This is a genomic window from Kushneria sp. AK178, from assembly GCF_053903105.1.
In genome coordinates this window covers 1,063,458-1,076,495 of record NZ_CP096381.1, presented here as the reverse complement: position 1 = coordinate 1,076,495, position 13,038 = coordinate 1,063,458, and the positions used below count along the sequence as shown (strand labels likewise).

The window sequence follows — 13,038 nt, the reverse complement described above, 5'->3', positions numbered from 1 at the left end:
CAACCGGATCAGGACTGACCCTTCACCTCGGCCAGCCCTCGGTAGGGCGCCTTGCCGGCCAGCTGATCCTCGATGACCAGCAACCGGTTGTACTTGGCCACGCGATCACTGCGCGACAGCGAGCCGGTCTTGATCTGCCCGGCACAGGTGCCGACCGCCAGATCCGCGATGGTGGTGTCCTCGGTTTCGCCGCTGCGATGCGAGATCACGGCGGTATAGCCGGCATCGCGGGCCATTTTGATGGCATCCAGCGTCTCGGTCAGCGAGCCGATCTGGTTGAACTTGATCAGAATCGAGTTACCGATGCCCTTGTCGATCCCCTCGCGAAAGATCCGCGTGTTGGTCACGAACAGATCATCACCCACCAGCTGGACGCGATCGCCCAGCTTGTCGGTGAGCGCCTTCCAGCCGTCCCAGTCGGCTTCGTCCAGACCGTCCTCGATGGAGACGATCGGGTACTGATCGACCAGGTCGGCCAGATAGTCGGCAAAGCTCTCGCTGGTGAAGGTCTTGTTTTCACCGGAGAGCGCGTACTGACCGTCCTTGTAGAATTCGGACGCGGCGCAGTCGAGCGCCAGGGTGACATCGGTGCCGAGCTGATAGCCGGCATCGCTGACCGCCTGCTTGATCGCGCCCAGCGCGTCGGCGTTGGACTCCAGATCCGGCGCGAAACCGCCCTCGTCACCCACGGCCGTGGACTGGCCGCGACCGGAAAGTACCTTCTTGAGCGCATGGAAGATTTCGGCGCCCATACGCAGCCCTTCGGCGAAGCTCTTCGCGCCGACCGGCTGAATCATGAACTCCTGAATATCGACATTGTTGTCGGCGTGCTCACCACCATTCATGATGTTCATCATCGGCAGCGGCATGCTGTACTGGCCCGGCGTGCCGTAGAGCTCGGCAATGTGCGCGTACAGCGGCATGCCCTTCTCGGTCGCGGCGGCACGCGCGGCCGCCAGCGAGACGGCAAGAATGGCGTTGGCGCCCAGATTGCCCTTGTTGTCCGTGCCATCCAGTTCCAGCATGGCCTGATCCAGCGCCCGCTGATCGCTGGCATCCATGCCCTTGAGACGATCCCGAATCACCGTATTGACGGCGTTGACGGCTTTGGTGACGCCCTTGCCCAGATAGCGCGACTTGTCGCCATCGCGCAGCTCCAGCGCCTCGCGCGAGCCGGTCGAGGCACCGGAGGGCGCATAGGCCTGCTCGCTGATGCCGCCGGTCAGGGTGACCGTGGCCATGACGGTGGGATTACCACGCGAATCGAGCACCTCGAGTCCATGTATATCAACAATCTCGGCCATCTAAAGCATCCTCACTGGTTAACTGCCGGCCCGGGCTTTCGGACCGGACTCGAATGAACGCGTCATGACAGCATAGAAAGCCACTTGCCTGCCTGCCATGCCAGCGTTATCACAACACCACCGGACCGGCATCAACAGCGCCGGTCGCTACCGGGTAACTTACCAATAAAAACGCCGGTCATCATGACCGGCGTTTCAGGACTAGCGGATGTCGATGGGGTCGAAATGCTTGACCACCCCATCGAGCATGCGAATCTGCTCCAGAAAGGGCGCCAGCCGATCCAGCGGCAGTGCGCAGGGGCCGTCGCAGCGGGCGTTGTCCGGGTCGGGGTGCGCCTCGACGAAAAGCCCCGCAATGCCGGTGGCGATACCCGCCCGGGCCAGCTCGACGACCTGCTGGCGCCGGCCGCCGGCACTGTCGGCCCGGCCGCCCGGCTGCTGCAGCGAATGGGTGACGTCGAAAAAGACCGGATAGCCGGTTCGCTTCATCTCGCCGAAGCCGAGCATGTCCACCACCAGGTTGTTGTAGCCAAAGCTCGAGCCGCGCTCGCACAGGATCAGCCGGTTGTTACCGGCCTCCTCGAACTTGGTAATGATATGGCGCATTTCATGCGGCGCAACAAACTGTGGTTTCTTGATATTGACCACCGCCCCGGTGTTCGCCATCGCCACGACCAGATCGGTCTGGCGGGCCAGAAAGGCCGGCAGCTGGATAACATCGCAGACATCGGCCACGGCACGTGCCTGATGCGGCTCGTGCACGTCGGTCAGCACCGGCACGTTGAAGCGGCTTTTGACCTCATCAAGAATCTTCAGCCCGTCATCAAGGCCCGGTCCGCGATAAGAGTGGATCGAGCTGCGATTGGCCTTGTCAAAGCTGGCCTTGAAGACATAGGGAATCCCCAGCGCCTTCGTCGCCTCGACCCAGGCATCGGCCACCTCGATGGCCATGTCCCGCGATTCCAGCACGTTCATGCCGCCAAAAAGCGTCAGCGGCTGCTGATTGCCGGTGGTGATATCGCCAATGGCGACGGTGGTCTGCGCCGTGGTGTCAGTGCCTGTCATCGTCACGCTCCTGCTGATCACGCGTGCCGGCCTTGTGGGTGCGCGCGGCGCGATGCGTCAGCGCGGCGTTGACAAAGCCGGTGAAGAGCGGGTGCCCATCGCGCGGGGTCGAGGTAAATTCCGGATGGAACTGACAGGCAACATACCAGGGATGGTCCGGCAGTTCGACCATCTCGACCAGCGACTGATCCACGCTGCGCCCGGAGAAGACCATGCCGGCGGCTTCCAGATCGGCCACGAACTGATCGTTGATCTCGTAGCGGTGGCGATGGCGCTCGATGATGGTCTCGCTGCCATAGATCTCGCGGGCCTTCGAGCCCTCGGTCAGAACGCAGCTCTGGCCGCCCAGGCGCATGGTACCGCCCAGATCGGAGGTCTCGTCCCGCGTTTCGATCCGCCCTTCCGGGGTAATCCATTCGGTGATCAGACCCACCACGGGGTGACGGGTGTCATGGGTAAACTCGGTGGAGTTGGCATCGCGCCAGCCGGCCTTGTGGCGGGCAAACTCGATAACCGCCACCTGCATGCCCAGACAGATGCCCAGATAGGGAATGCCGTGTTCACGGGCATAGCGGGCGGTGGCGATCTTGCCTTCCACACCGCGCGAGCCGAAGCCGCCGGGTACCAGGATCGCATCCTTGCCCTCGAGCCGCTCGACGCCCTCGCGCTCGATGGTCTCGGAGTCGACATAGTCGATATTGACCTTCACGCGGGTCTGAATGCCGGCGTGCATCAGCGATTCGTTGAGCGACTTGTAGGCGTCCAGCAGCTCCATGTACTTGCCGACCATGGCGATGTTGATGGTCTTGAGCGGATTGAGCTTGGCGTCGAGCACCCGGACCCACTCGCCCAGATCGGCCGGCGCGGCCTCGAGGCGCAGCTTGTCGCAGACGATATCGTCAAGCTCGTGGTCATGCAGCATCAGCGGGATGCGATAGATGGTATCGGCATCCTGCATTGGAATGACGGCGCGCTCGTCGACGTTGGTAAAGAGCGCGATCTTGCGACACTCGCTGGCTTCGAGCTCGACCTCGCTGCGACACAGCAGAATATCGGGCTGGATGCCGATCGAGCGCAGCTCCTTGACGCTGTGCTGGGTCGGCTTGGTCTTGGTCTCGCCGGCCGTCTTGATATAGGGCACCAGCGTCAGGTGCATGTACAGCGCGCGGCTGGAGCCGACTTCGCTGCGCAGCTGACGGATGGCTTCCAGAAACGGCAGCGACTCGATATCGCCCACGGTGCCGCCGATCTCGACCAGCGCCACGTCATAGCCTTCGGCACCGGCCTTCACGCGACGCTTGATCTCGTCGGTAATGTGGGGAATGACCTGCACGGTGCCGCCCAGGTAATCGCCGCGGCGCTCCTTTTTGAGCACGTGTTCATAGACCCGGCCGGTAGTGAAGTTGTTGGCCTGGGTCATGCGCGAACGGATAAAGCGCTCGTAGTGCCCCAGGTCCAGATCGGTCTCGGCGCCGTCTTCGGTGACAAAGACTTCGCCATGCTGGAAGGGGCTCATGGTGCCCGGATCGACGTTGATATAGGGGTCGAGCTTGAGAATCGTGACCTTCAGGCCACGGGCTTCCAGAATAGCGGCCAGAGAAGCTGCAGCGATGCCTTTACCAAGAGAAGACACAACGCCACCGGTCACGAAAATATATCGCGTCGTCATGGGGAACCTGTTAATGCTGGGCGAAGGCCGGCCAGAAGGGCGGGCCAGGATGGGAGATCAGTTTACGCGAAAGCGTCGGCGCGCTCAATTTGCATTGTCGGCCCGAAGCCGGATCAGCGGGGATGACGGCCTTTTGATGGATTTGGTCACGATATAGGTGAAGTAGCGGCGAATGGCGAGATCTTCCATCAGCCAGCGATCGATCAGGCGCTGATACTGATCGATGCTTTCGGCCTCGATCAGCACCAGATAATCCACCCCGCCCCCCACGGCCACGCACTCACTGACCTGCGCCGTCTCGCGCATGGTGCGCTCGAACCGCTCGGAGACGCTCATGCTGTGATTGTCCAGCTCGATCTGCACCCACACGGACGTCAGCGCCACCTGTACCCGATCGCTGATGCGGGCGCTGTAGCCTTCGATGATGCCGGCGCGCTCGAGACGTCTGACGCGCTCCCAGCAGGGGCTGACCGACAGGTTGATCGTCTCGGCCAGACGCGACTTGGTGATGCGCCCGTCACGCGCCAGAATCTCGAGAATGCGAAAATCGTATTGATCCAGTTTCATCGGCCTCGCCAGATCAGACAGGCATCTCCCCTGTACCGGTAACAGCGTGCCATGGCGGCCACGCTGCGGACCCGCGCTTCGCCGCTCATCGCTCGAGCGTGTCGACCACTTCGCCGATGACCACCAGGGTATCGCCCATCTCGACGCGGGCCGGAAAGCGGCGTGCCAGCACCAGCCCGTCACGCCCGGCGCGATACTCGACCGGTTCTGCCCCGGTGCGCGTCATGTCCCAGACACGAGCCACCACCTCGCCTGTCCGGACCATTCCGCCCAGGGCGCAGGTCATCTCCAGAAGCCCGGCATGTTCGCTCTGGACGTAGCAGGAGGCATCCGGCATTTCGACATACTGCTGGCGTGGCGGGCGCTGAATCTCGCCTTCGGTAATGCCGGCGAAGATCAAAAAGTTGCGCACGCCCCGCTCGCTGATTTCGATACTCGCCGGCGTGGAAGTACCGCCGCCGCCCAGCTCGGTGGTCACCAGCACCCGGCCCTGGTTTTCCACCACCGTGTCGTAGAGCGCCGCGGCATCCAGCTCATACATCATGATGGCCGTCGAAGCGCCAAAGTCGATTGCCCCCTGGAGGCTCTGGCGCTCGAGCGCCAGATCCTCCAACCGATGGGCGGCAGCGAACGGCAGGATATCCAGCGTGCGCCCGCCCGAGTGCAGATCCAGCGCGTAGTCGCACATCGGCACCAGGTAGCGGGTGAAGTAGTCGGCAATCTGCCTTGTCGGCCCGCCGTCGGGGTCGCCCGGAAAGCTGCGATTGAGATTGCCGCGATCCATCGGCGAGGTGCGACGCCCGGCCTGCGCCGCCGGCTGATTCATCATCGGCACGATAATGACGCGCCCCTGAACCTCTTCGGCCGTCAGGCGCCGGGCCAGCTTCAAAAGCGCCGTGATGCCCTCGTACTCGTCGCCGTGATTGCCGCCGGTCAAAAGCACCGTGGGGCCTTCGCCATTCTTGACCACGGTGATCGGGATCATGACCGCGCCCCAGGCAGACTCGTCATGGGAGACCGGCAGCTTCAAAAAGCCGTGCTGGACGCCGTCGGCGTCAAAATCAACGGTGGCGGAAATCGGACTTGGACGCATGGGCAGTGCTGCTCCCCTGAGAGTGAGTGTTGCCGGTGCGCCTGCAAGCATCGCGGCGCACCGGTTGCGGGTGCGCTATCTGACGAAGAGCTGACGGGGGAAGTTGCTGAAGGTCTCCACCCCGGTCTCGGTAATCAGAATCGACTCGGTAATTTCGAGGCCCCAGTCATCCATCCACATGCCCGGCATGAAGTGAAAGGTCATGCCGGGCTCGAGGATGGTGTTGTCGCTCGGGCGCAGGCTCATGGTGCGCTCGCCCCAGTCGGGCGGATAGCTGAGTCCAATGGGATAGCCACAGCGGGCGCCGCCGCGGTCAAAGCCCCATTTGTCCATCGCCGCGCCCAGCGCCATGGCCAGATCGCAGCAGCGGTTGCCGGGTTTTGCGACCTCGAGGCCGTTTTCGATCCCCTCCAGCAGCGCCGACTCGCCGCGCAGAAAGTCACGGGTCGGCCGGCCCAGAAAGACCGTGCGCGACAGCGGCGCATGGTAGCGCTTGTAGACGCCGGCAATCTCGAAAAAGGTGCCCTCACCTTCCCTGAACGGCGCATCGTCCCAGGTCAGATGGGGCGCGGCGGCGTCCTTGCCGGTGGGCAGCAGGGGTACGATGGCCGGATAGTCGCCGCCGTGGCCCTCGACCCCTTCAACGCCGGCGCGATAGATTTCGGCCACCAGCCGGCTCTTGGGCAGACCGGGCTCGACCATGTCGAGAATGCGCGCGTGCATTTCATCCACGATGCGCCCGGCCACGCGCATGTATTCGATCTCGGTGGGGGATTTGATCGCCCGGCACCAGTTGACCAGGCCGTTGGCGTCCACCAGCGTGGCCTCGGGCAGATTCGCCAGCAGGCTGGTATAGGCCTTGGCCGAGAAATAGTAGTTGTCCATCTCGACGCCGATGCGCCCTCGATGCCACTGCCACTGGGGCAGGATCGACTGGGACAGATACTCCATCGGGTGCATCTCGGGATTCTGGACGTAGTAGTCCGGATACCAGGTCACATGGGTATCGGGGTCCATATAGCAGGTACGTATCGCCCCGTTGCTGTCCTGACGGCGGCCGTACCAGACCGGCGCCTCGTCAAGGCTGATCAAAACGCACTGATGAACGTAGAACGACCAGCCGTCGTAGCCGGTCAGCCACGCCATGTTGGACGGGTCATAGACGATCAGAAGGTCCAGCTCGGCCCGCGCCATCGCCGCTCTCACCCGTGCCAGCCGCTGAGCGTACTCCTCGCGTGTAAAGGGAAGTGCAATATCGGTCATGGGCGCTCGCTTTTACCGGTCCAGGGATCGGGCATTTATTGTATTCGACGGCTTTCCGACAATAAGCATGGTGCACAAAAGCGGCGGTTGCCATGCCACCGACCCCGCCTTCAGCCAAGTCTGCCCCTGCCCGAGCATCCGCGTCAAAAGCTTTCCGCATCGCCTGCCATCGGCACGCAGAGGCCGCATCAAGCGACAACAGCATGCACCATAGTGATACTCGCATTAACAAATCTAATTAAAGCAAGACTTTCTCGAGGTCGATACAAACCACCAATAAAGCACCATGATCCTGCCTCTTGCCGATGGTGCTCCTGTATCTGTCAGCCCACGGGATATTCAGCATGAGCGATACCACTATCAGCACCGCCAGCCAGGAAGACTATTTTCGCGCCGCCATCGACCGCGCCCAGGCCGTCATCGAGTTCACCACCGAAGGCATCATTGTCGATGCCAACGAGAACTTTCTGACCACGGTGGGCTATGAGCTCGAGGAGATCCGGGGCAAGCATCATCGTATCTTCTGCGATCCGGAAGAAATTGCCTCTCCCGAATACCGCGCCTTCTGGCAAAAGCTCGGACGCGGTGAGTTCGACACCGGCGAGTATCGTCGCATCGGCAACGGCGGTCGGGAGATCTGGCTGCAGGCCACCTACAACCCCATCTTCGATGACAGCGGCAACCCGGTGCGGGTAATCAAGTTCGCCTCCGACATTACCGCCCAGAAGCAGCGTGATGCCGAGTTCGAGGGCAAGGTGGATGCCATCAATCGCGCCCAGGCCGTGATCGAGTTCGACCTGCAGGGCAATATCCTGTCGGCCAACGACAACTTCCTGGTCACCGTGGGCTATCGCGCCAGCGAAATCATCGGGGAGCATCACCGCATGTTCTGTGACGAAGCCCATACCCGCTCGGTTGAATACCGGGAGTTCTGGAAAAACCTGGCGCGTGGCGAGTTTGCTCAGGGCGAATACCGGCGCTTTCGCAAGGACGGCAGCGAAATCTGGCTGCATGCCACCTACAACCCGATCATGGATGCCGCCGGACGCCCCTATCGCATCGTCAAGTTCGCCACCGACATTACGCAGCGCAAGCTGGCCAACGCGGAATTTGAAGGCAAGGTCAACGCCATTGGCCGCGCCCAGGCCGTCATCGAATTCGATCTGCAGGGCCACATTCTGTCGGCCAACGACAACTTTCTGGCAGCAGTGGGCTACCGGGCCAGCGACATCATTGGTGAGCATCACCGCATGTTCTGTGACCCGGAGTACGCCCAGAGCGACGAGTACCGCCGTTTCTGGGAAGAGCTGGGGCGTGGCAAGTTCATGAGCGGCGAATTCAGTCGACGAACGCGCGATGGCCGGGAGCTGTGGCTGCAGGCGACCTATAACCCCATCTTCGACATGAACGGCACCCCCTTCAAGGTGGTCAAGTTGGCCACCGACGTTACGGCCAGAAAGCACGAGGGCGTGGAGCTCGAGGGTCGGCTCAAGGCCATCGACCGGGCCCAGGCCGTGATCGAATTCGACCTCAAGGGCAATATCCTCACCGCCAATCGCAATTTTTTGCACACCATGGGCTACACCCTGGATGAAATCCAGGGCCAGCATCACCGCGTGTTCTGCGACAGCAACTACGTCATGAGCACCGAATATCGTGACTTCTGGCAAAAGCTCAGCAACGGCGAATTCTTCAGCGGCCGTTTCGGCCGACTGGGCAAGTTCGGGCGCCGCGTCTGGATTCAGGGCACCTACAACCCGATCTTCGATGCGAAGGGCAACCCTCACAAGATCATCAAGTTCGCCACCGACATCACCGACCAGGTCAAGCTCGAGGAGAGCATCCGGGACCAGGCGTCATCGATGGGCTCGAGCATCACCGGCCTGAATACTTCAATCAACGCCATCGCCGAAAATGCCCAGCTCACCCAGCAGCTCGCCCACTTCACCCAGGAGGAAGCGCAGCGCGGCAGCGACATGGTGACGCGCTCGACCGAGGTGATGGAGGCCATCCGCAAGGCCTCCGAGGATGTCGATGCCATCGTCAAGGTCATCGGCGAGATCGCCAATCAGACCAATCTGCTGGCCTTCAATGCCGCCATCGAAGCCGCCCGCGCCGGCGAGCACGGCCTGGGCTTTTCGGTGGTCGCCGACGAGGTCCGAAAACTGGCCGAGAAATCCTCCGATGCCACACGACAGATCAATCGCCTGTTGGGCGAATCCAATCGGCGCATTGAAGAAGGCAACGTGGTCTCGCGTGATGCCAGAAGCTCCTTTGACAAGATCGTGGAAGGCATCGAAAAGACCAGCTCATCGGTGGATGAAATCACCCATGCCACGCGCGCGCAGCTGGAGACGGCCGAGCACGTCGAGCAGTCGATTCTGGCCCTGAATGCCGCCACCGGCACCCACCAGCCGGAAGGGCTTGCCACCGCCTCCTCCCACAAGAGCGCCTGACATGAACGAATACGCCACCGGCAACAACACCTATGGGGTACTGGGCATCGGCAGCAGCAATGTCGCCCTGCCCGTCAACGCCCTGCGGGAAGTGGCCGACCTGCCGCAGGCGCTGACGCCGGCGCCGCTGGCACCGGCCTGGTCACTGGGCGCGTTCATGTTGCGCGATGAAATGATCCCGGTGATCGACCTGGCCCGCCTCCTGCAGTTTGATGATGGTGTCGATGCACGACACGCCGGTGACCGAGTGGCGATCGTGCACTGGCAGTCCGGCGTCTTCGGCCTGCGCGTGGACGCCATTCACGGAATTACAACGGTGCCGAACGAGCGTTTGCAGCCGCTGGACAGTCACCGGGACACCACTGCCACCCTGATCCCGGCGGCCTTCAACACCGACCTGGGCGGTGAGGATCGACTGGTCTATGTGCTCGAGCTGGACGCCTTGTTCGCCCTTGATGGAGTAACGCGCTCGCTGAGCGACACCGCCAGCACACCCGATTTCACCCCGGGGCGCCTGTCAGGGGACAGCCAGGGGAGGCATGATCGCGCCCGAGCGCTCATGATCGACTGCCTGGGTATCCATCTCAGTCTGCCCGCCGCGATGGTGCGTGAAATTCAGCCGCTCGAGACGCTCGCGCCCCCGGTGCTGGAGGTCGAGGGATTCATGGGCACCACGGCGCTGCGCGAGCAGTCCATGGCCGTGTTCTGCCCGCTGATCCTGGCCCGCCTCGAGAAACCATGTACGGACCGCGCCCATCTGATGGTCGTGGTGGCCGTACGCGGCCAGCTGTTGGGCCTGGCGGCCAGCCGTGTCCTGCGCATGGTCGATTACGACCCGGCAGAGCTGATGCCGCTGGCCGACAACCAGTCATGCGCCGAGGCCACCGTGACCGGCATGATGACCCATGCCGAGCTTGGCGAATCACTGCTGCTTGACGAGGCCCGCTTTGCCACCGACCAGGACTTTCTCACCATCGCGGCCATGTACGCCGGCCGGGTCGACGATACCCGGACACAGGACGTGGTCTACCGCCGCTTTGCCTTCGTCCACTATGATGCCTTCGGTCAATACGTCACACCGCTGGAACAGCTCGATGAAGTCATCGCCATGCCGGAGGACGTCACCCCCAGTACCAACCCCAAACAGGGCTGGGCGGGGACACTGCCCCACCGCGATCGCGCCGTCTCGCTGATCGATCTGCGCGAACTGTTGAAAACGCCCCACGACACGCCGGCCACCGATGTTCTGATCGTGGCCTGCGGCGAGTACCGGGTCGGTTTCATGATCGACAACGCGCGTCACATCGAATATATCGATGCCCCGGCAGACAGTCTGATCATTCGCTGGCGCGGCGAGCAGGAGACCGGCACGCCGCCCATCGAGCAGTGCAAGCGGCTGATCGTGGTGGGCACCGGGGAGGGCAAGAAGATCATGTCCGTGCTGTGTCTGGAAACGCTGGCCGCACTGCTGGTGGACATCAACGCCTGCCATCACTGCGCCATGATCGATTCAGCCCCGCCCGCGCAGCCCGCCTGAGACCGGACAACGCCTGCCCCTCACGCGCCGGCACGGGCGTTGCTAAAGTCTTTGGCAATAACACGCCGCTCTGGGATCATGCAGACTACCCAAACCGTGTCGGGATGTCATCATGATCAGGACCTACAGCCTTGAGCAGCATACTATCCACGAGCTGGCCGATGACGCGCTCGACGAGCGACTGTCGCAGGCCACCTGGATCGATGCTCAGGACCCCAGTGACAGCGAACGTCAGGCCCTGGCCCCCTTTCTGGCCGAGGAGCTTCCCGGCAGCACCGATGTCGAAGAGATCGAATCCTCGGCGCGCTATTTCGCCGACGCCGACGGCCTCCACGTCCACTCCCTGTTTCTGACCCGCAATGAAGGCAAGCACCAGAACACCACGGTGGCCTTCATTCTTCAGTCCCGGCGACTGCTCAGCCTGCGCGAGGAGGATCTGGCCGATTTCAGACTGCTACGCCTGCGTGCCCGGCGCGGCCAGATCGAGGCCGGCTCGCCCCAGGAGCTGATGGTCACCATCTTCGAACAGAAGGTGGAAAACCTGGCCGACAGCGTCGAGGACATGCACCGTGACCTCGAGCAGGTCAGCCATCAGGTGCTGGAAGTCGAGGACTCCGACCTCGAGGACGCCATCGACCGGCTGGCCAAGGTCGAGGATAGCGTCGGCAAGATTCGCCTGTGTCTGATGGACACCCAGCGTTCGCTGCACTTTCTGCTGCGCCACCTGCGACGCCATCCGGAGCTGCAGGAGCAGGCCCGTGAGGTGCTTCAGGACGTGGACGCCCTGATGTCCCACAACACCTTTTTGTCCGACAAGGTCAACTTTTTGATGGACACGACCCAGGGCTTTATCAACATCCAGCAGAACCAGATCATCAAGATTTTCTCGATCGCCGCCGTGGTATTTCTGCCGCCGACCATGATCGCCAGCATCTACGGCATGAACTTTGATGTCATGCCGGAACTGCACTGGCCGCTGGGCTACCCTTTTGCCATCGGGATCATGATCCTGTCGGGCATCTCGCCCTATCTTTACTTCAAGCATCGCGGCTGGCTCTGAGGCAACGATGCCTGCCGGGCCCGGCCTGCACCACGCGCGAGGGGAGACGATATGCGCATTCTGATTCACGCCCCCGAGGCGACACGCTGGCAGGAGATACTGACGCGTGAACTGCAGCCGGTGCTGCCTGGCGTCGAGATCGCGACCACCGAGGAGGCCGGCGAAGGCCCGGCCGATATTCTCCTCGTCTGGAAGCCGCCGGCCTCGCTGCTGGCGTGTCAGGACGCCTCGCTGAAGGCGATCTTCAACGCCGGCGCCGGGGTGGATGCCCTGCTGAGCCTTCCCGGGCTACCGGACGTGCCCATCGTTCGCCTGCGCGATGCCGGCATGGGGGCGCTGATGGCCGACTACGCGCTCTACGGCATTCTGCATTTCTATCGCGACATGGACCGCTACCGCCAACAGCAGCTCAAGAGTCACTGGCAGGAGCAGCCGTTAAATGATCGTAGCGACTGGCGCGTGGGCATTCTGGGGCTGGGCACGCTCGGTCAGGCGTGCGCCCGTCGCATCCGCGCCCAGGGCTTTGAGGTGCAGGGCTGGAGCCGCCGTGAAAAACACCTTGAAGGCATCGATACCCATCACGGCGACACCGGTCTGAACGCCTTTCTGGACACCTCGCGGGTTATTGTCAGCCTGCTGCCGGACACCCCCGGGACGCGCGGGCTGCTTGATGAGCCGCGACTGGCGCGGCTGCCCGAGGGCGCCGTGGTCATCAACGCCGGCCGCGGCACCACCCTGGACCCGGACGCCCTGCTTGCCCTCATCGAGCGCGGGCACCTGCGCGGCGCGATGCTGGATGTGTTTGCCAATGAGCCCCTGCCGGCACAGCACCCGCTCTGGCAGGATCCCCGCGTCATTGTCACGCCGCACGTGGCGGCCCCCACCGACGTGGCCGAGGGCGCCCGACAGTTCGCCGCCGACATTCTGGCCCTGACGCGTGGCGAGCCCATCGAGACCGTGGACCCCGCCACGGGGTACTGATCCCCCGATCCGGTGTGCCCTGCCATTAACCGACAGGAGATGT

At 62.8% G+C, this 13,038-nt stretch carries 10 protein-coding genes; 4 read left to right on the top strand and 6 right to left on the bottom strand.

Annotated elements, in window-relative coordinates:
- Window positions 1-8: 8 nt before the first annotated feature.
- From eno to doeA, 6 genes are all read right to left on the bottom strand, one after another.
- Window positions 9-1,304, bottom strand: a complete 1,296-nt coding sequence (gene eno, locus M1D97_RS04815) for a phosphopyruvate hydratase (protein ID WP_456269610.1) — start codon at window positions 1,302-1,304, stop codon at window positions 9-11.
- Between the two features lie 201 nt (window positions 1,305-1,505).
- A complete protein-coding gene (gene kdsA, locus M1D97_RS04810; protein ID WP_456269609.1) occupies window positions 1,506-2,369 on the bottom strand; it encodes a 3-deoxy-8-phosphooctulonate synthase in 864 nt (287 codons plus the stop codon).
- Complete coding sequence (locus M1D97_RS04805) at window positions 2,356-4,038, bottom strand: CTP synthase (protein WP_456269608.1); 1,683 nt, start codon at window positions 4,036-4,038, stop codon at window positions 2,356-2,358. Before M1D97_RS04805 ends, kdsA begins: the two co-directional genes overlap by 14 nt.
- A gap of 84 nt (window positions 4,039-4,122) precedes the next feature.
- The gene (locus M1D97_RS04800) at window positions 4,123-4,605 is read right to left on the bottom strand and encodes an Lrp/AsnC family transcriptional regulator (protein WP_456269607.1); all 483 of its coding nucleotides are present in this window, start codon (window positions 4,603-4,605) and stop codon (window positions 4,123-4,125) included.
- 85 nt (window positions 4,606-4,690) lie between these two features.
- Window positions 4,691-5,698 carry a N(2)-acetyl-L-2,4-diaminobutanoate deacetylase DoeB gene (gene doeB / locus M1D97_RS04795; RefSeq protein WP_456269606.1) on the bottom strand — a complete coding sequence of 336 codons (1,008 nt, stop codon included), beginning with the start codon at window positions 5,696-5,698 and terminating at the stop codon, window positions 4,691-4,693.
- A 75-nt stretch (window positions 5,699-5,773) separates the two neighbouring features.
- Window positions 5,774-6,961, bottom strand: a complete 1,188-nt coding sequence (gene doeA, locus M1D97_RS04790; protein WP_456269605.1) for an ectoine hydrolase DoeA — start codon at window positions 6,959-6,961, stop codon at window positions 5,774-5,776.
- A 344-nt stretch (window positions 6,962-7,305) separates the two neighbouring features.
- On the opposite strand from doeA, the gene M1D97_RS04785 reads away from it, so the two are divergent.
- From M1D97_RS04785 to M1D97_RS04770, 4 genes are all read left to right on the top strand, one after another.
- On the top strand, window positions 7,306-9,417 hold the full coding sequence (locus M1D97_RS04785) for a methyl-accepting chemotaxis protein (RefSeq protein WP_456269604.1): 2,112 nt from the start codon (window positions 7,306-7,308) through the stop codon (window positions 9,415-9,417).
- Window position 9,418: 1 nt separating this feature from the next.
- Window positions 9,419-10,954: a chemotaxis protein CheW gene (locus M1D97_RS04780; RefSeq protein ID WP_456269603.1), complete on the top strand. Its 1,536-nt coding sequence runs from the start codon at window positions 9,419-9,421 to the stop codon at window positions 10,952-10,954.
- Between the two features lie 112 nt (window positions 10,955-11,066).
- Entirely contained in the window at window positions 11,067-12,014 is a 948-nt protein-coding gene (corA, locus tag M1D97_RS04775) for a magnesium/cobalt transporter CorA (RefSeq protein WP_456269602.1), read from the top strand.
- Window positions 12,015-12,065: 51 nt separating this feature from the next.
- Window positions 12,066-12,995, top strand: a complete 930-nt coding sequence (locus tag M1D97_RS04770) for a 2-hydroxyacid dehydrogenase (RefSeq protein WP_456269601.1) — start codon at window positions 12,066-12,068, stop codon at window positions 12,993-12,995.
- Window positions 12,996-13,038 lie beyond the last annotated feature (43 nt).